The sequence below is a fragment of the Amycolatopsis sp. NPDC059235 genome, from assembly GCF_042754125.1.
Lineage (GTDB): Bacteria > Actinomycetota > Actinomycetes > Mycobacteriales > Pseudonocardiaceae > Amycolatopsis > Amycolatopsis albidoflava.
Genome location: NZ_JBHZAG010000028.1, coordinates 83084 through 101016 on the forward strand (window position 1 = coordinate 83084; position 17933 = coordinate 101016).

General features: G+C 70.1%; 15 protein-coding genes. 11 read left to right on the forward strand and 4 right to left on the reverse strand.

What is annotated here, in order from left to right; genetic code table 11:
- The first annotated feature begins 107 nt into the window (after window positions 1-107).
- Complete coding sequence (locus ACFXI3_RS20150) at window positions 108-1028, forward strand: universal stress protein (protein ID WP_378401181.1); 921 nt, start codon at window positions 108-110, stop codon at window positions 1026-1028.
- Here the strand turns inward: ACFXI3_RS20150 and ACFXI3_RS20155 are convergent.
- Together ACFXI3_RS20155 and ACFXI3_RS20160 are read right to left on the reverse strand one after the other, a co-directional pair.
- Entirely contained in the window at window positions 1025-1627 is a 603-nt protein-coding gene (locus ACFXI3_RS20155) for an endonuclease (RefSeq protein WP_378401183.1), read from the reverse strand. The two genes, ACFXI3_RS20150 and ACFXI3_RS20155, sit on opposite strands and share 4 nt — an antisense overlap.
- Before the next feature lie 34 nt (window positions 1628-1661).
- Window positions 1662-2096 carry a hypothetical protein gene (locus ACFXI3_RS20160; protein WP_378401185.1) on the reverse strand — a complete coding sequence of 145 codons (435 nt, stop codon included), beginning with the start codon at window positions 2094-2096 and terminating at the stop codon, window positions 1662-1664.
- A gap of 139 nt (window positions 2097-2235) precedes the next feature.
- Here ACFXI3_RS20160 and ACFXI3_RS20165 point away from each other — a divergent pair, with 139 nt between their 5' ends.
- Window positions 2236-2709, forward strand: a complete 474-nt coding sequence (locus ACFXI3_RS20165) for a hypothetical protein (RefSeq protein WP_344272932.1) — start codon at window positions 2236-2238, stop codon at window positions 2707-2709.
- A gap of 70 nt (window positions 2710-2779) precedes the next feature.
- Here the strand turns inward: ACFXI3_RS20165 and ACFXI3_RS20170 are convergent, their stop codons facing one another.
- Window positions 2780-5335 carry a polynucleotide kinase-phosphatase gene (locus tag ACFXI3_RS20170; RefSeq protein WP_378401187.1) on the reverse strand — a complete coding sequence of 852 codons (2556 nt, stop codon included), beginning with the start codon at window positions 5333-5335 and terminating at the stop codon, window positions 2780-2782.
- Window positions 5332-6741, reverse strand: a complete 1410-nt coding sequence (locus ACFXI3_RS20175) for a 3' terminal RNA ribose 2'-O-methyltransferase Hen1 (RefSeq protein ID WP_378401189.1) — start codon at window positions 6739-6741, stop codon at window positions 5332-5334. The genes ACFXI3_RS20170 and ACFXI3_RS20175 overlap by 4 nt, the downstream gene beginning before the upstream one ends.
- Window positions 6742-6869: 128 nt before the next feature.
- Between ACFXI3_RS20175 and ACFXI3_RS20180 the strand changes: the two genes are divergently transcribed.
- The 9 genes from ACFXI3_RS20180 to ACFXI3_RS20220 all read left to right on the forward strand — a co-directional run bounded on the left by ACFXI3_RS20180 (window position 6870) and on the right by ACFXI3_RS20220 (window position 17825).
- Complete coding sequence (locus tag ACFXI3_RS20180) at window positions 6870-7484, forward strand: permease-like cell division protein FtsX (protein ID WP_378401191.1); 615 nt, start codon at window positions 6870-6872, stop codon at window positions 7482-7484.
- A 108-nt stretch (window positions 7485-7592) separates the two neighbouring features.
- Window positions 7593-8336, forward strand: a complete 744-nt coding sequence (locus tag ACFXI3_RS20185; protein ID WP_378401193.1) for an IclR family transcriptional regulator — start codon at window positions 7593-7595, stop codon at window positions 8334-8336.
- Window positions 8333-9268, forward strand: coding sequence for a formimidoylglutamase (hutG, locus tag ACFXI3_RS20190; protein ID WP_378401195.1), 936 nt, complete (start codon window positions 8333-8335; stop codon window positions 9266-9268). Before ACFXI3_RS20185 ends, hutG begins: the two co-directional genes overlap by 4 nt.
- Window position 9269: 1 nt before the next feature.
- A complete protein-coding gene (locus tag ACFXI3_RS20195; RefSeq protein ID WP_378401197.1) occupies window positions 9270-10751 on the forward strand; it encodes an ABC transporter substrate-binding protein/permease in 1482 nt (493 codons plus the stop codon).
- Window positions 10751-11482, forward strand: a complete 732-nt coding sequence (locus ACFXI3_RS20200) for an amino acid ABC transporter ATP-binding protein (RefSeq protein WP_378401199.1) — start codon at window positions 10751-10753, stop codon at window positions 11480-11482. Before ACFXI3_RS20195 ends, ACFXI3_RS20200 begins: the two co-directional genes overlap by 1 nt.
- 159 nt (window positions 11483-11641) lie before the next feature.
- A complete protein-coding gene (locus tag ACFXI3_RS20205) occupies window positions 11642-13060 on the forward strand; it encodes an MFS transporter (RefSeq protein WP_378401201.1) in 1419 nt (472 codons plus the stop codon).
- Window positions 13057-14535 (forward strand): FGGY family carbohydrate kinase, encoded by a 1479-nt coding sequence (locus tag ACFXI3_RS20210; protein WP_378401203.1) that lies wholly within the window; start codon window positions 13057-13059, stop codon window positions 14533-14535. Before ACFXI3_RS20205 ends, ACFXI3_RS20210 begins: the two co-directional genes overlap by 4 nt.
- A gap of 45 nt (window positions 14536-14580) precedes the next feature.
- Window positions 14581-16266 carry an FAD-dependent oxidoreductase gene (locus ACFXI3_RS20215; protein WP_378401205.1) on the forward strand — a complete coding sequence of 562 codons (1686 nt, stop codon included), beginning with the start codon at window positions 14581-14583 and terminating at the stop codon, window positions 16264-16266.
- The gene (locus ACFXI3_RS20220; protein ID WP_378401207.1) at window positions 16263-17825 is read left to right on the forward strand and encodes an FAD-binding oxidoreductase; all 1563 of its coding nucleotides are present in this window, start codon (window positions 16263-16265) and stop codon (window positions 17823-17825) included. Before ACFXI3_RS20215 ends, ACFXI3_RS20220 begins: the two co-directional genes overlap by 4 nt.
- Window positions 17826-17933: the final 108 nt, after the last annotated feature.

Genomic DNA, 17933 nt, shown 5'->3' on the forward strand with positions numbered 1-17933 from the left:
AACCCCGCTGACCAGCGCGGAAGCCGCCGGACCGGGCAGCGCCCGATTGCCGTGCCAGGCGACCGGGTACCTAGCGGGAAAGCGTCGCGCGCGAACGGAGGCGGGTGATGGACGAGGAGAACCGGGCCGAGCCGGGAGTCGTCGTCGGGGACGACGGTTCCGAGGGCGCCCGGCTGGCCGTGGACTGGGCCGCCGCCGAGGCGGAGGCGCTCGGGACGTGTCTGGTCCTCGTGCGGACCATGACGTTGCCGATGCCGAACGTCGACTTCGTTCCCGGCGTGATCACCCCGGTCGCGGGCGAGATCGTGGCCGATCAGTCCGTGGTGGACTACGCGGAGAAGGAGCTGGCCGGAGTCGCCGCCGAGGTCGGCCGGAAGCGGCCGGGGCTGCCGGTGCGCACCCGGGTCCGGTTCGGGCGGGCGAGCTGGGAGCTGGCCGACATCGGGCGGCAGGCGGAGCTGATCGTCGTCGGCGCGTCCGGGCGCGGCGGGCTGCCCCGGCTGCTGCTCGGGTCGACGGCCTCGCAGGTGGTGCACACGAGCGCGCGCCCGGTCGTCGTGGTGCGGCCGGGGAGGGAGAAGGCCCGGCGGGTCGTCGTCGGGGTGGACGGGTCGCCGGCCAGCGTCGCGGCGGTCCGGTACGCGTACGACTTCGCCGACCGGCACGGGTGCGGCTTGCACGCGGTGCACGTGTGGTCGGAACCGCCGGAGGACGTCTTCGGCCCGGCCCGCTCCGGTGGCGAGGGGCAGCAGAGCCCGCAAGACGAGGGCGAGCGGCTGCTCGCGGAGTCGCTGACCGGTCTCGGCGAGCTGCATCCGGACGTCGTGGTGCGACGGGAAGTGGCGCTGGGCAGCGTGGCCGAGGTGCTCCTGGACCACGCGGAGGCGGCGACGCTGCTCGTGGTCGGCGGGCACGGCCGCGGTGCGCTGCGGGGCGCGTTCCTCGGGTCGGTGAGCCACGCGATGGCGTACCACGCGCCGTGCCCGGTGGCGATCGTGCGCGAGGGCGTCGAGGAGCACCCGGGCTAACGCCGCAGGCTTCGTCGTACCAATGCTGCCGCGAGCCTGGCCAGATCGTCGCCAGGAACCAGCTTCGCCAGCCGTTGCGGATCGTCGGGCAGACCGGCTTTCTTCGCACCGGCTAAGGCTTTGCGGTCGAAATACGGGCGCAGCCACGGCCAGACCGCCTGTGCTTCCCGGCAAAAGATCTGCGCGCCGGTCGGGCCGATCCGCGGGAACTCGGCGAGGAGTTTCTCCAGCCGTCGCGGATCTCCGTCGGCGTCGTCGGCCATCCGGCGCAGGTCGTCGCCGTAGCGGTCGCGGAGGAAATCGGCTCCTTCGCCGAGGTGGTGCGAGGTGCTTTCGTCGTACCGGACGTAGTGGGCGCGGCCGAGCGCGTCAACGCGTTGCTGCCATGTGGAATCGCGCATCGCCGCCGGGGAACGCCAGCCCGAACGCGAGAGTTCCCGCGCGGCGGCGACGGCCAGGTCGGCGCTGATTCGCGTGGACAGGAGTGTGGCGAGGACCAGCAACCGGTAGAGCGGCTGCGGTTTGTCGGCCAGCTTGATGCCCGCCTCTTCGGCGAAAGTCGTGCCGTGCTCGGCGAGAAGTTCGTCCACTCGGCGCATGCGAGCCGGATTCCCGTTCGGACGGAAGCGAAACTCAGCCCAGCGCGGGGTACGGCTCCTTGGTGAATTCGACGCACAGCCGCCAGCCGTCCGCGCCGGGCGCGGGTTCGGTCCACGCGGCGAGCGAATCGGTGAGCGCGCGCAGGATAAGCCAGCCGACCTCGTCCGGCCCGGGCGGGAACTCCGACGACGACGTCGTGGTGACGGTGACCGTTATCCGGCTGGCGCAGCGGAACGCGCATTCCAGGACCGCGCCGTCGTCCGCCCGCCGTGCCTGCGCCGCGACGGCTTCGTCGACTGCCAACCGGAGGTCGGCGACCTCGTCGAGCCGGAATTCCGCCGAGGAAGCGAGGTCCTCGGCCACCAGCCTGGCGAGGAACAGCAGCTCCCCGTTCGCCGGCAGGCGCAGCTCGACCACTGGCGCAGCCGCGGTGAGCGTGCCTCTTCCGTCCTCTTCGCGCTGAACCATGCGGTGCGGGTTACCCGGCCCCGGGCCGAGCCAATCATCACCCGCCGGACGCATCGGCGGCACCCGAAAGGCCCCGTTTCCGGCGCCGCGCCGCGGGTAACCAGGGAACGGGAGCACGGCAGGGAAAGGAGCACCCGGCATGAGCACCAACGCCTACCTCTCGTTCCTCGCGATCGGGATCGCGCTGGTCCTGGTGGACGGCCAGATCATCTACCGCAGCGGCCGCCGCTACCTCGCGAACGCCTACGGGGACCCCGGAGCCGGCGCCTCGATGACCCGCCTGGTGACCGTGCTGTTCCACCTCGGGACGCTGGGCATCCTGGCCTTGATCTCGACCGTCGACATCGGCGGGAGCGACCTGCCGGGCGTCGTCGGCCGGGTGGGCGTGCTGCTGCTGATCCTGGCGCTGGCGCACGCGGCGACGCTCGGCGCGCTGGCCCGGATCCGCGGCGAGCAGGACGTGGCGGACGCGATCGCTCATCGGGACGAGCGGCTGGCGCGGAGGTCGGAGACGGATCTGCAGGCTCCGACGGTCACGCCGGTTCCTGGTCAGGAGGGGCGGCATCCGGACGTGAGCCCGTCGTTGGAGCAGCGGTCGCCGTATACGGCGTAAGGACGGGAAACCGGTGCGTTTTCGCAGTATTCGCGAAAACGCACCGGTTCACGAGCGCCGCCGGGACCAGCTACAAGCGAGGGTCCACCGGCTCGGATTCCAGTGCCAGCACGGCGAAAACGCACTCGTGCACGCGCCACATCGGCTCGTCGCGGGCGAGCCGGTCCAACGCTTCGAGGCCGAGGCTGTACTCGCGCAGCGCCAGGGAGCGCTTGTGGCCGAGGCCTCGTTGCCGCAGCCGGGTCAGGTGGCGTTCCTCGGTGTAGTCGGGGCCGTAGATGATCCGCAGGTACTCGCGTCCGCGGACCTTCAGCCCCGGCTGCACGAGGCCGTGCGATCCCCGCACCAGGTTGGCGGCCGGTTTGACCACCATGCCCTCGCCGCCTTCCGCGGTGAGTCCGGTCCACCAGTCGACGGCCGCCGCGACTGAGGCGGGATCGGTGGTGCTGACCGAAATCCGGCCGGTCGGGGCGAGGAAGCCGTCGCTGCTTTCGACGAGCCGGTCGGCCAGCGCCAGGTGCCAGTCGTGGTTTTGCCGGTGATGCGCGCGACCAGCCGACGCCAGCACCTGGAAGGGCGCGAAGCGCACGCCGTCGAGGCCGTCGGTCGGCCAGCAATAGCGTCGGTACGACTGGGCGAACGCGTCCGCGTTGGCTGCGCGGGAAGTCGTGCGCTCCAACAAAGCCGACACGTCGAGGCCGGACGCATCCGCGGCGGCCAGCGCGCTCGCGGCGGCCGGGAGCGCGGACCGGGCGGCAGCGCCGACAGCCGCGTACTGCTCGCGCAGCAACTGCTCGGCTTTGACGCTCCACGGCAGCAGTTCGCCGTCGAGCAGCAACCAGTCCGAGCCGAGTTCGTCGAACACGCCCGCCTTTTCCGCGGCAGCACGGATCCGGTCGACTACTTCGGCGGTCAGCGTTTCGGCGAAGAAGCGCCGTCCGGTCCGGGTCCACACCGCGCCGAGCGCGTCGCCAGGCGCGCCGAAGCGGGCGCGGGCCGCGTCGAGCGAGCGGCACACGAGCGCGACCGCGCGCGAACCCATGTGCTTTTCCTCGCACACCACGGAATCCACGCCCTCCGCGCGGAAGTAGTCGAACGCTTGGGTCGGATGCTCCAGCAGCCCGTCGGCCGTCGCGGTGGCGACCGGCGACATGGTCGGCGGCAGGTAGACCAGCCAGCGCGGGTCGATCGCGAACCGCGACATCACCTCCAGCGCGGCGGCGGCGTTCTCTTCTCGGACGCCGATCCGCTTCTGATAGGCGGTCTCGATCACGCGGCGGCCCAGGACGTCGGTGACGTCCAGCACGCCCGGGTCGCGGTGCGCCACCGGCTCCGCGGCCGACGGGTTGGCCGGGAACGGTTTGGCCGGCTCGTAATAGACCTCGGCCGCCGGGACGGAGACGATCTCCTTTTCCGGATACCGCAACGCGGTCAGGGTTCCGCCGAAGACGCAGCCGGTGTCCAGGCACAGGGTGTTGTTCACCCATTCCGGCGAGGGCACCGGGGTGTGGCCGTAGACGACCATGGCACGGCCCCGGTACTCGTTCGCCCACGGATAACGCACGGGCAGGCCGAATTCGTCGGTCTCGCCGGTGCTCTCCCCGTACATGCAGAAGCTCCGCACGCGCCCGGACGCACGGCCCTGGAACCGTTCGGTGATCCCGGCGTGCGCGACGACCAGCCGGCCGCCGTCGAGGACGTAGTGGCTGATCAGCCCGTCCATGAAGTCCTGTGCCTCAGCACGGAATTCGGCCGGTTCGGCGGCGAGCTGTTCCAGCGATTCCGCGAGCCCGTGCGTGACTTGCACATTCCGCCCGCGCAACGCGCGCAGCAGCTTGTGCTCGTGGTTTCCGGTGACACAGAAGGCATTTCCGGCGCGCACCATGCCCATCACGAGCCGCAGCACGCCCGGCGTGTCCGGGCCGCGGTCGACGAGATCGCCGACGAACACCGCCCGCCGCTCCGGATGCTTCGCCCCGATCGCGCGGCCCTGCTCGTCGCGGTCGATGGCGTAGCCGAGTTCGGCGAGCAGCGCTTCGAGTTCGACCCGGCAGCCGTGGATGTCGCCGACGATGTCGAACGGCCCGGTCTCGTGCCGCAAATCGTTGTACAGCGGGACCCGCGTGATCGTTGCTTCGGCGGCCTCCTCCGGGGTGCGCAGCACGTGCACCGTCCGGAAGCCCTCCTTCTGCAGGCTGCGCAACCCGCGACGCAGCTGGTCTCGCTGCCGCCGGATCACCTGCGCGCCGAAGGTCCGGTCCGCGCGGCTTTCGTTGCGCGCGACGCAAAGCGACTCCGGCAGGTCCAGCACGATCGCTACCGGCAGCACGTCGTGCTCCTTGGCCAGAGCGACCAGCGATTTGCGCGCGTCGGGCTGCACGTTGGTCGCGTCGATCACGGTCAGCCGCCCGGCGGCGAGCCGTTTGCCGACGATGTAGTGCAGGACGTCGAATGCGTCCTTGGTCGCCGACTGGTCGTTCTCGTCGTCGGACACCAGGCCGCGGCAGAAGTCCGACGAAATGACCTCCGTCGCCTTGAACCGCGCGCTGCCGAACGTCGATTTGCCCGACCCGCTCGCACCGATGAGCACGACAAGACACAGATCAGGGATTTCCAGCGTGCTCATGCCGCACCGCCTTTCGTGAACAGAGCCAGCTGCGTCGCCGGGCCGACTTCGGGGTCGTCAGAGCCGACGGGCAGCATTCGCACGCTGTAGCCGTGGTTGTTCGCGACCCGGTCCGCCCACTCGCGGAACTCGGCGCGAGTCCACTCGAAACGGTGGTCCCGGTGCCGCAGCTTGCCTGCGGGCAGCGTCTCGAACCGCACGTTGTACTCGCGGTTGGGCGTCGTCACGACGACCGCGCGCGGGGCGGCGAACTCGAACACCGTCCGCTCCAGCGCTTCGAGCCGCGGCGGGTCGACGTGCTCGACGACCTCCATCAGCACGGCCGCGTCGAGCCCGGCGAGCCGGTCGTCGCGATAGGTGAGCGAGGACTGCAGCAGCTCCAGCCTGGCCCGGTCCCTTTCGGACATCCGCTCCAGCCGCAGCTTCCGCGCCGCGACCTGCAACGCGCGAGCCGACACGTCCGCGGCCACGATCCGCTCGACCGACCGCTCGGCCAGCAGGTCGCGCACCAGCGCGCCCTCGCCGCAGCCGAAATCGCCGACCGAGCGGACGCCCAGCGACCGCAGCACGGCCATGATCGTGCCGCGCCGCTGTTCGGCCAGCGGCACCGGACGGTCCGGCGCCTCGAGGACGGCGGGCGCGGCGAGCGCGTTGTCGATCTCCTCCGGCTCCGCATCGTCCACTTCGGCCAGCCGGGTCAGCGCGGCGGTCGTCAAGGCACGACGGTGCGCGAGATAGCGGCGGGTGATGAGCTCCTTCTCCGGATGCCCGGCGAGCCAGTCGCCGCCGGCCCGCAGCAGTTTGTCGATCTCCTCTTCGCTGACCCAGTAGTGCTTCGCGTTGTCCAGCACCGGAAGCAGCACGTAGACGTGGTTGAGGGCGTCGGCCAGCCGGAGTTCGCCGGTGAGCCGGAGGTCGACATAGCGCGAATCGCCCCACTGCGGGAACTCCGGATCCAGGGGGAGCTCCGTCGCCTCGACCGTCCAGCCGAGGGGCTCGAACATCCGGCGCACCAGTTCGATGCCGCCCGGGCACGCGGGCACCCGGATGTCCAGCGGGATCGGCCGGGCCGCCAGCTCTGGATGCGACTTGCACCGGCCGGTGAGCGCGGTGCGGAAAACTTCCTTCAACGCCACCGAAAGCAGGCTCGACGCCGCGTAGGGGCGGTCGTTCACGTACTGGCCGAGGGTGAACCCGTCGCCGGAACCCGCCTTGCCGCGCACGAGGGCGACTGGGTCGACTTCGAGCAGCAGGGCGGCGGTGCACCGCTCGTCGGACGCCTCGGGGTAGAAGACGTGCGCTTGCCCGGCGGAAAGCTCGAACGACTGCACCCGGCCTGGGTGCTTGTGCAGCAGGAATCCCAAGTCGGAGGCGGGGCGGTGGGTCGTGGTGACTGTCAGGAACACGAGAGAGGAGTATTCCGTACGGCTTTTGTCCGTGTCGCGGGAGTTTCGTGCTTACTGCCGTAACGGCGGGGTCCCCGTGCCCGATAACCGGGAACTGTATTCAGGCGAACACGGAATTGGGAAACGTGATGAACGACCGGGACACCGGTGCGGACAATGAGCCCGAGAACCCCGAGACGACAGCCCCGCCGCCGGCCGCGCCGCCGCGCGTGGCTCGCTGGTATCGGCTGGCGATCGCGGCCGTCGTGCTGGCCGCCGTCGCCGTGCTGGGCGCTTCGGGCTGGTGGCTGTTCAACGGGCGCGCGATGGACGGGTACGCGTTGCCGGACGGTGCGATACCGCTCGGCACCCACGACGTCTGCGCCCGCACCGTGACCGTCAGTCTCAAAACCGACGCCGAGATGGCGGACGTCGCCCGGGCGTTGCGCGGTGATCCCCGGGTCCTGCGGTCCTACACCGAGACTCAGCAGGAGGCTTACGCGAGGTTCCGGCGGATCTTCGCGAACCAGCCGGAGTTGTTGAGCACGACGGGGGCGGACGCGATGCCCGCCTCGGTCATGGTGGTGCCGACGGACCAGAACGCCACCGCGCGCATCGCCGACCAGTTCCGCGTCCAGTTCCCCGCGGCGCGGAAGGTCAGCGACGACAACGAAGTCCGCAGCAGGTTCACCGGGCCGGGCTACCGGGATCCGAACTGCCTGCCCAACGGCGAACACAGCCCGGACGGCACCGCCGGTCACTGACGGACGCCTCCGCTCCGCTCCGCACACAGCCAATCACCGGGAATAAACTTCCCATTAACTGGGAATACCCGCTAGGAACCCGCCCGGCCGCGACGTAGCGTGCGCGCCATGACAAGCGCGGATGCCAACCGGAAGGCCGGGACCAGGGCGGCGCGGATCCTGGCGGTGTTCGCCGAACGGGAGAGCGCCACGGCGGAGGAGATCTCCGTCGGCACAGGCATTCCGTCCAGCGCCGTTTACCGGTACCTGACGACGTTCGTCGAGATCGGCCTGGTCCATCAGGCGCGCACCCGCGGCCGGTACTGCGCGGGCTCGCTGACCGTCCAGATGGCCGAAAACTACCGCCGCGAGGCGCTCGGCCAGGGCGGCGTCAAGCGGCGGCTGCGGCAGCTCGCGGCCGACACCGACGAGCTCGCCGCGTTCCTCATCGCCCGCGACAACGACGTGCTCTGCGTCGAAGCGGCCGAGGGGACCCGGGTGATCCGGTGCAGTTTCTCGCCGGGGCTGAGCAAGCCGCTCGTCTTCGGGGCGAGTGCGCAGGCCTTGCTGGCGTATCTGCCGGAGGACCGGGTCGCGGCGACGGCCGAGGCGCACGGGCTGGACGGCGAGCAGGTCGGGAAGCTGGAGAGCGAGCTGCGCCGGGTGCGCGACCAGGGGTTCGCGGAGAGCGTCGGCCAGGTCGACCCCGGGGTGTGGGGCGTGAGCGTGCCGGTGCTGGACCGGCACCGCAAGCTCGTCGGCGCGGTGAGCACGATGGCCCCGGATTTCCGCGTGCGCCCGCGCCGCGACTCCCTCGTCACGCTCACCCACGCCGCCGCGCAGGACATCAGCCGATTGCAGGAGCACGTGTGAGCACCATCCCATGGACCGGCCGCGAGGACGGCAACGGTCCGGAACATCGCCGATGGCACCACGCCGTCAACGAATTCTCCAGCGGCCGCGGCGTTTCGCTGGTCGGGTTCGCCAGCGACGCCGGGGTCCGGCGCAACGGCGGACGGCCGGGAGCGCAGGCGGGGCCCGAAGCGATCCGCAAGGCGCTGGCGTCGTTCGCGATCCAGCCCGAGTTCGTCATCAGAGACGCGGGCGACGTCTCCGTCGAGGGCGACGCGCTGGAAGCGGGGCAGGAAAACCTCGGCGAGCTGGTCGCGAAGCAGCTCGCCGACGGGCATCTGCCGCTTGTGCTCGGCGGCGGCCACGAAACGGCGTACGGCTCCTACCTCGGCCTCGCCCGCAGCGGTCTGCTGGACGGCCGACGCCTCGGCGTCCTCAACCTCGACGCGCACTTCGACCTGCGGACCGCCGACCGGGCGTCCTCGGGCACCCCGTTCCGACAGATCGCCGCCAGGGAAGCCGAGCGCGGCGCGGAATTCGCCTACGCCGTGGTCGGGATCAGCGAACCCGGCAACACCGCCGCGCTGTTCGAGACGGCCGCCGAGCTGAACGTCCGCCACCTCCTGGACGTCGACTGCCAGGAACGCCGTCTCGAGCCAGTTCTCGACTTCGTCCGGGCCTTCGTCGCGGACGTCGACGCGCTGTACCTGTCGATCGATCTCGACGTGCTCCCCGCCGCGCAGGCGCCAGGGGTCAGCGCTCCCTCGACCCTCGGCGTACCCGCCGCGGTCGTCCTCGAGGTGTGCCGGCTGGTCGCGAGAGACCCGAAGCTCGCCCTCGCCGACATCACCGAACTGAACCCCGTCTACGACGTCGACACCCGCACAGCCCGGATCGCGGCCCGCCTCGCGCACACGCTCGTGACGAGCCGTCCGGTCCCGGAAGGACACTGAAATGCCCCCTCAGCGAATCTGGCCGCGGCTCGGCGCCGTGCTGCTGGCCTGTCTGCTCGCGTTCTTGCCGACGAGTGTCGCGACCGCGGCCGAACAACAGGGCGGGAAGCTCGCCGCGCTGCGGTCCGGGCAGACGACGCTCCGGGTCGGCACCGACGCCACGTTCCCGCCGTTCGAGTTCACCGACGCCAAGGGCGGCCAGCTCGGCTTCGACATCGACCTCGTCCGGGCCCTCGCGCAGCGGGCGGGCATCAAGAAGGTCGACTTCGTCCAGATGCCGTTCGGCAACATCGTCCCGGCGCTGCAGGCGAACCAGATCGACGTCGGCGCGTCGGCGATCTACATGAGCCCCGCGCGGGAGAAAGCCGTCGACTTCTCGGACATCTACTACCCGGGCGGCCTCGCGGTTTTCGTGTCCGACAAGGACAACTCCGTCGGCTCGCTCAAGGATCTCGCCGGCAAGCGGGTCGCGGTCCAGGTGGGCACCAAGTCCGTCGACTGGCTCACGCAGCACCAGCCCGCCGCGCAGCTGATCACGGCGCAGACCAACGAGCAGATGTTCTCGTCGGTCAAGCTGGGCCAGGCCGACGCCGTCGTGACCGGGGCTCCGGCCGGGAAATACTTCATCGCGCAGCAGGGCGGCCTCAAGCAGGTCGGCGACCGGCTGACCGAGGAGAACTACGGCTACGCCTTCCAGAAGGCCGACACCGAGCTGCGGACCGCGTTCAACACCTCGCTCAAGCAGATGCACGACGACGGTTCGTACAAGCAGGCCACCGAAAAGTGGTTCGGCGCGGAGAGCACCGCGGCGAAATCGGGCGGGCATTCGCTGTTCAACTTTTCCACCATCGTCGATTCCTCGGGACAGCTTTGGCAAGGCCTGCTGGTGAGCCTCCAGGTGATTTTGCTGGCGCTGGCATTGAGCCTGCTGCTCGGCACGCTCGGCGGATTCGCCAAGCTCAGCAAGATCGCACCGATCAGGTGGATCGGCAACGTCTACGTGTCGGTGATCCGCGGGACGCCGTTCGTGGTGCAGCTGTTCTTCATCTACTTCGGACTGCCGCAGCTCGGCGTGCAACTTCCGCCGATGACCGCGGGCATCATTTCGCTCGGCCTCTACAGCGGTTCGTACGTGACCGAGATCTTCCGCGGCGCAGTGCAATCGATCGACCGCGGACAGCTGGAAGCGGCGCGATCGTGCGGCATGTCGCAGGTGTCGGCGATGCGGCATGTGATCATTCCGCAGGCGTTCCTGCGGATGCTTCCGCCGCTGGGCAACGAATTCGTGTCGCTGACGAAGAACTCGGCGCTGGTGTCCTTCGTGACCATTCACGAGCTGTTCCTGGTGGGGCAGACCATCATCTCCCGCACCTTCGACGCGCTGACCGTGTACCTGTTCATCGGCCTGCTGTATTACCTGCTCACCAACCTGATCAGCTTCACGACGCGCACCCTCGAGAAGAAGATGGCGGTGTACATCTGATGGCGCTCCTGGAAGTCCACGGGCTGACTAAGTCCTACGGCGACGTCAAGGTGCTCGACGGCATCGACTTCGCGATCGAGCCCGGCCAGGTGGTCGCGGTGATCGGCCCCAGCGGCGGCGGGAAGTCCACCTTCCTGCGCTGTCTCAACCTGCTGGAGACCCCGACGTCGGGCAGCGTCTCGTTCGACGGCGAGGAACTGACCGGCCGCGGCGTCGACCTCGACCGGCTGCGGTCCCGGATGGGCATGGTGTTCCAGCACTTCAACCTCTTCCCGAACATGACCGCGCTGCGCAATGTCGTGCTGCCGCAGATGAACGTGCTGAAGCGGAGCAAGGAAGAGGCCGAGGCGAAGGCGCGCGCCCTGCTGGAGCGCGTCGGCATGCTCGAACGCGCTGGTGCTTATCCGAACCGGTTGTCCGGCGGGCAGAAGCAGCGCGTGGCGATCGTTCGTGCGGCCGCGATGGATCCGAAGCTGATGCTGTTCGACGAGCCGACGTCGGCACTGGACCCCGAGGTGGTCCAGGACGTCCTCGACATCATGTCCGAGCTGGCCAAGGACGGCATGACGATGCTCGTGGTCACGCACGAGATGGGGTTCGCTCGCAAGGTTGCCGACCGGGTGGTGTTTGTGGACGGCGGGAAGATCGCGGCCGACCTGCCGCCCTCGGAGTTCTTCTCTGACAGCAACGAGAATCCCCGCGCTCAGGCTTTCCTGAAGAAGGTGCTCTGACGAACGCGCGCTCGCGGGCAGCTTGACGCCCGCGAGCGCGCCGCTTAATCTTGCGTTCTCAGACAGGCACAGACGAAGAGCCACTGTCAGCGGTCTTCGTCGTGTCTGTTTTTTCGTATGCCGGGATCGCTGACAGCCAGCGCAGAAAGTTGGCGGTCCATGAGTTCTCCCACGGTCGCAACGCCGCGATCGATCGCGAATGTTTCGCAGGTCACCGCGCTGATCAACACGTTGTCGAAGTTGCCGCGCAAGGCGAACCTGCTGTGGTACCTGGTCCTGGGCGGACTGTTCCTGGACGCCTACTCGAACGCCGCGCTCGGCGCCGGCCTCGCGCCGATGACCAAGGAACTGGGGCTCGGCGCGGGCCAGGTCGGCCTGCTCACCGCGACCGCGCCCGCGGTCGCCATCCTGTTCAACCCGGCGGGCGGCTGGCTGGCCGCCCGGATCGGCCGGGTCAAACCGCTGATCGCGGCGAAGGCGATCGCCGGGCTCGGCGCGGTGCTCACTGCCACCGGCGGCAGTTTCGAGGCGGTCTGGGCCGGGCGCGGCCTGGTCGGCGTCGCCTACGGCATCGACTTCGCGGTGGCGATGGCCCTGCTCGCCGAGTACACCCCGGCGAAGCTGCGCGGACGGCTGAACCTGTGGCAGTCCGTCTGGTACGTCGCCACCACGGTGAACCTCGCGCTGACGCTGGCGTTCTACCAGGCCGGGGTCTCGGTGGAGATCTGGCGCTGGTCGGTCGGTTCGGCCGGGGTCTTCGCGCTCGCGCTGCTGGTGCTGCAGATCGCCTTCCTCGCCGAAAGCCCGTCGTGGCTCGCGGCCAAGGGACGGCTGCCGGAAGCCGCGCGCAGCCTTCGCCGGATCTACGGTTTCCAGGTGACGCCGGGAACCGCGAGCGACGAAGCGGCCGAGGAACAGAAGATCGGGTTCCGGCAGGCGGGCGTGCTGTTCCGCAAGCCGTACCTGCAGCGCACCTTCCTGTCCACGGCGATCTCGCTGACCCAGGCGATGCAGTACTTCGCGATCGGCTGGTACCTGCCGGTGATCAGCCTCGCGATCTTCGGCGACAAGTTCGAGACGGCCACGCTCGGGTCGATGATCTTCAACGTCGCCGGGATCGCCGGCGGCGCGCTGTCGGCCTACTTCGGCCGGAAGATCGGGCTGCGGGTCAGCTCGGCGATCGGCTACGCCTTCGCGTTCGCCATCCTGCTGGTGATGGGGCTGGGCTTCGGGAAGCTGCCGATCGCGATCGGGTTCCTGCTGCCGTTCCTGTTCATCTTCTTCCATTCGGCAGGCCCCGGCGCGAACGGCAAGTCGATCGCGGCGCTGTCCTACCGCAGCGACATCCGCACCCTCGGCACCGGCGTGACCGGCATGCTCGGGAGCTTCGGCAGCGTCGTCGGGCTGTACGTGTTCCCGCAGATCAAGGAGGCGATGGGCCTCGGCCCGACGATCGCGCTGCTCGCCGCGGTGCCGCTGCTCGGCCTGGTGTCCTGCCTGATCGTGCGCTGGGACCCGACCCGCAGCGGCGTCGACCCGGACGACGAGGAGATCTCGCTGCCGGGGAGGCCGGCGTGACGCGGCGCGGGATCCTGGCCGTCGACGAAGGTTCGACCGGCACGCGGGCCGCGGTGGTCGGCGAGGACGGCGGGTGCGGGCCGTCGTTCTACACCTCGGTCGACGTCGTCCATCCCGAACCGTCGCGTGTGGAGCAGGACGCGGCGCAACTGCTGGAGCGCACCGTCGACGTCGCCCGCCAGGCGATCGCGTGGGCGGGGGAGAACGGCGTCGAGATCGTCGGGATGTCGGTGTGCACGCAGCGCGCCACCGCGATCCTGTGGGACCGCGAGACCGGGCAGCCGCTGGCTCCGGCCGTGGTCTGGCAGGACACCCGGTACGCGGACGAGCTCGCGAAGCTGTCTCCGGATTGGGATCCGGTGCTGTGGGAGCGGACCGGCCGCCCGGTCGGTACTCGCGCCCCGTTCCTGTGGGCGGCGCGGCAGCTCGACCAGCTCGACGTGCCTGCCGAGCGGGTGCTGTTCGGTTCGGTGGACACCTGGCTCGTGTGGCATCTCAGCGGACGCACCAGATATGTCATGTCGGCGACCAACGCGGTCGCGTTCGGCGGGTACCGGCTGCGCGAACACGCGTGGGACCAGGAATGGCTGGCAGCGCTCGGTTTCCCGCCTGAGCTGGCCCCGCCGCCGGTCGACGACGATGGCGATTTCGGCTACACCGACGAGAAGCTGCTCGGCATCGAGGTGCCGATCGCGGCGGTGATGGGCGATCAGCACGCCTCGCTGATCGCGCTCGGCGCGCTGACTCAGGGGCAGGGCACGTGCGTGCACGGGACCGGCACCTTCGTCGGCGCGCTGGCCGGTGACGAACCGCCGGACGGGCTCGGCAAGGTCGACGGTGTGCTGTGCCTGGTCGGCTGGCGCAGTGCGGGCCACAGCCGGTTCAGCCTGGAGGCCTACACCTCGACCACCGGTTCTGCCTTGCGGTGGCTCACCGAGGACCTCGGGCTGTTCCGCTCCGCCGCCGAGATCAGCGAACTGGCCGCGGCTCAGCCGAGAAGCACTTCGACCTGGTTCGTGCCGACGCTGGCCGGGCTGCGCACACCGGTGCAACGGCCCGGCGCGCGTGGGGTGCTGACCGGGCTGAGCCTGGCAACCACCCGCGATGTGGTGGCGCGTGCGGTGCTCGACGGGATCGCGCACGCGGTGAGCGACACCGTTGACGCGCTGCGGACGACGATGAACCGGCCGGTGACCCGCCTGCGCGCCGGCGGCGGATTGGCCGCCAGCGACGTCCTCCTGCACAGCCAAGCCGATTTCGCCGGTGTCGAGATCGAACGAGTAGCCGATTCGGCGACCGCCAGCCTGCGAGGCGCCGCGTATCTCGCGGGCGTCCGGCTGGGCGTGTGGCCGTCGCTGGCCGAAGCCGTTGCGCACCTGGGGAAAGGCGAGGTCTTCGAGCCTCGGCTGCCCGAGGACGAACGGCGCGAACTGCGCGCACGCTGGCAGGACGTGCTCGCGGTGTCGCTGTCCTGACCGTCCTTTGTGGACGTTTTCAACTTTGAGTGGAGAGACAAGCTCATGTTCACACTGCCGTCCCGACGGCCGAACGCCGTCGCCGCGAGGGCGACCCTGTCCGCGCCGCTGCGGCTGGACCGCCGCGCGGCACTCGCCGACCTCGAAACCGGCACGTTCGACGTGCTGGTGATCGGCGGCGGCGTCACCGGCGCCTACACCGCGCTGGACGCCGTCTCCCGCGGCCTGAAAGTGGCGCTGGTGGAGCGCGACGACTTCGCGTCCGGAACCTCGTCCAAGTCGTCCAAAATGGTGCACGGCGGCCTGCGCTACATCGAGCAGGGCAACCTCGACCTGGTCCGGCATTCGCTGCTGGAGCGGCAGCGGTTCCGCCGCAACGCCCCGCATCTGGTGCAGCGGCTGCCTTTCCTGTTCCCGATCCTGGCGAAGGACGGAGTGTTCGACGCCCGGATCGCCAAGGCCTTCGAGAGTCTCTTGTGGACCTACGACCTCGCGGGCGGCTGGCGGATCGGGAAGCTGCACCAGCGGCTCACCGTCGACGAGGTGCTCTCGCACGCCCCGACGCTCCGTGCGGAGAACCTCAAGGGCGGCCTGATGTATTACGACAGTCGCGCTGACGACGCACGGCTGACGCTGGCGATCGTGCGCAGCGCCGCCCGGCACGGCGCGGTGGTCGTCAACGGCGCCGAGGTGACCGGGCTGCGCACCGCCGGCGGACGGGTCACCGGTGCGACGGTGCGGGCCGACGGGGAGGAGATCGACATCCGGGCGCGCGTCGTGGTCAACGCGACCGGCGTGTGGGCCGACCGGGTCGAGGGCATGGCCGATCACGGGCATCAGCCGCAGGTTCGTCCGGCCAAGGGCGTGCACATCGTGCTGCCGTGGTCGAAGATCCGCAACGACTGCACGGTCACCGTGCCGATTCCGGGCCGCGCGCGGCGGGCCACCTGCACGCGGTGGGGCGACGTCGTCGTGGTCGGCACCACCGACACCGACTACACCGGCTCGACCGACGACGTGCACTGCACCCGCGAGGAAATGGACTTCCTCCTCGAAGGAGCCCAGATCGCCTTCGACACCAAGCTGGACGCCAGCGACGTGCTGGGCAGCTACGCGGGCCTGCGCCCGCTGGTCGGCGGCAAGGAGGGCGCGACGCTCGACATGCGCCGCGACCACCACATCACGGTGTCCGCGGGCATGGTCACGGTGACCGGCGGCAAGCTCACCACGAGCAGGCACATGGGCGAGCTGGTCGTGGACAAGGCACTCGGGCTGCTGGGCCGGAAAGCCAAGTGCCGCACCAAGAACCTGCCGCTCATCGGCGGTGCCGGATACGACGCGGAGGCGACGGCCGCGACCGGCGGCGTCGCCGCGCACCTCGGCGGCCGGTACGGCACCGAGGCGCGGTTCGTGAGCGCGCTGGTCGACGAGAACCCGGAGCTGGGGGAGCCGCTCATCGACGGGCAGCCGTTCCTCAAGGCCGAGGTCGTGTTCGCGGCGCGTTCGGAGATGGCGCGCTCGGTGGACGACGTGCTGTCGCGGCGGACCCGGCTGCGGCTGTTCGCCCGGGACGCGTCGGTCGAGGCCGCGCCGCTGGTGGGCGAACTGCTCGGCGCGGAACTCGGCCTCAGCCCGGAAACCGTTGCGGCGCAAGTGGAGCAGTACCGGGCGGACGTCGCCCGGGAGAAGTCGATCCTGTTCGGAGACAACCTGTTGGGAGCCAACGCATGATCAGCCGCCAGACCGTCACGCACCCGTTCAACCGGGGCAATTACGTGGTCGGCGCGCCGACGCCGCCGCGCTGGGGCGGACGCACCGAACCCGGCAAGGGCGACGCGTCGCTGCAGACGGCGGCCGTGGCCGTGCCCGCCGCGCTGACCGAGGCGCTGCGCGAACTGGCCGACTCGGTGCACACCGAACGCGACGAGGTCGTGCTGCGCACCCGCGACTGGTGGGCAGGCTCGATGATCGGTGAGACCGCGGGCGCCCCGGCGACGCCGGACGCGGTGATCGCCGAGGTGAGCACCGTCGAGCAGATCCAAGCCGCGGTCCGGCTGTGCGGCGAGCACCGGGTGCCGCTGACCGTGTCGGCGGGCCGCAGCAATGTCACCGGTGCCGCGCTGCCGGTGTACGGCGGGGTCGTGCTGGATGTGTGCGGGCTCAACAAGATCGTGTCCTTCGATGCCGAGTCGCAGATCGTCGAAGTGCAGGCGGGCATGTTCGGCGACCTGTTCGAGAAGGAACTGCAGGAGACGCACGGTGCGACCACCGGGCACTGGCCGTCCGCGTTCGCGATCTCGACGGTCGGCGGCTGGGTGGCCTGCCGCGGCGCCGGTCAGCTGTCCACTCGGTACGGGAAAATCGAGGACATGGTGGTCGGCCTCGACGTCGTCCTCGCCGACGGCACACTGGCCCGCTTCGGCGACTACCCGCGCGCCGCGACCGGCCCGGACCTGCGGCAGCTGTTCGTCGGCTCGGAAGGCACGCTCGGCGTGATCACCTCGGTGCGGCTGCGCACGCACCCGCTGCCGACGTACTCGAAGGCCATCGCCTACGGCTTCGAGACCTTCGCCGCCGGGCTCGACGCCTGCCGCCGGATCATGCAGCGCGGCGCGACTCCCGCCGCGATGCGGCTGTACGACAAGCACGAGAGCGGCACGCACTTCGGGCAGCCGGACACCAACCTGCTGCTCATCGCCGACGAGGGCGACCCGGTGCTGGTCGACGCGATGATCAAGGTCAGCGCGGAGGAATGCGCGGCCGGCGGGTCCGAATTGGACGGTCAGCCGGTGTTCGAACGCTGGCTGGACGAGCGGATGCTGGTCGGCAAGTCCGCCGATGGGTTCACGCCCGGTCCAGGTTTCGTCGCCGACACTCTCGAAATGGCCGGTTCGTGGTCCGCGCTCCCGGCGATCTACGACGAGGTAGTGGCCGCTATTCAGGCGGTGCCGGGGACTCTGGCTGCTTCAGCGCACCAGTCGCACGCTTACACCGATGGAGCTTGCCTGTACTTCTCGCTGCGCGGTGATGTCGAGCCGGAGAAGCGCCGGCACTGGTACCGGTCGGCGTGGGACGCCGCGAACGCGGTGCTGGTGCGGCACGGGGCAGCGCTGAGCCACCACCACGGGTCAGGGCTGCTGCGGGGGCCTTACCTGGCGGACGCACTCGGCACTGGGTTCGGCACGTTCGTCGACGTGAAGCGCGCTCTGGACCCCGCAGGCTTGCTGAACCCCGGCAAGCTCGGCCTGCCCACCGACCTGGGCCCGAACCCGCTGGACTCGGCCAGCTGACCGGTCCCCGAGGTCCGTGAAGGGCTCCTTGAGGGAATCAGATTCCCTCAAGGATCCCTAAACCCACGGTCCCCGCCGCTATCCCCCTGCCAGGCCGAGCCGGCGCGG

Coding starts and splice junctions, on each gene's coding strand:
- ACFXI3_RS20160 (WP_378401185.1), bottom strand. CDS start 2,096: ATGGTTCAGCGCGAAGAGGACGGAAGAGGCACGCTCACCGCGGCTGCG.
- ACFXI3_RS20180 (WP_378401191.1), top strand. CDS start 6,870: ATGAACGACCGGGACACCGGTGCGGACAATGAGCCCGAGAACCCCGAG.
- ACFXI3_RS20185 (WP_378401193.1), top strand. CDS start 7,593: ATGACAAGCGCGGATGCCAACCGGAAGGCCGGGACCAGGGCGGCGCGG.
- ACFXI3_RS20215 (WP_378401205.1), top strand. CDS start 14,581: ATGTTCACACTGCCGTCCCGACGGCCGAACGCCGTCGCCGCGAGGGCG.
- ACFXI3_RS20205 (WP_378401201.1), top strand. CDS start 11,642: ATGAGTTCTCCCACGGTCGCAACGCCGCGATCGATCGCGAATGTTTCG.
- ACFXI3_RS20155 (WP_378401183.1), bottom strand. CDS start 1,627: ATGCGCCGAGTGGACGAACTTCTCGCCGAGCACGGCACGACTTTCGCC.
- ACFXI3_RS20170 (WP_378401187.1), bottom strand. CDS start 5,335: ATGAGCACGCTGGAAATCCCTGATCTGTGTCTTGTCGTGCTCATCGGT.
- ACFXI3_RS20195 (WP_378401197.1), top strand. CDS start 9,270: ATGCCCCCTCAGCGAATCTGGCCGCGGCTCGGCGCCGTGCTGCTGGCC.
- ACFXI3_RS20165 (WP_344272932.1), top strand. CDS start 2,236: ATGAGCACCAACGCCTACCTCTCGTTCCTCGCGATCGGGATCGCGCTG.
- ACFXI3_RS20200 (WP_378401199.1), top strand. CDS start 10,751: ATGGCGCTCCTGGAAGTCCACGGGCTGACTAAGTCCTACGGCGACGTC.
- ACFXI3_RS20220 (WP_378401207.1), top strand. CDS start 16,263: ATGATCAGCCGCCAGACCGTCACGCACCCGTTCAACCGGGGCAATTAC.
- ACFXI3_RS20150 (WP_378401181.1), top strand. CDS start 108: ATGGACGAGGAGAACCGGGCCGAGCCGGGAGTCGTCGTCGGGGACGAC.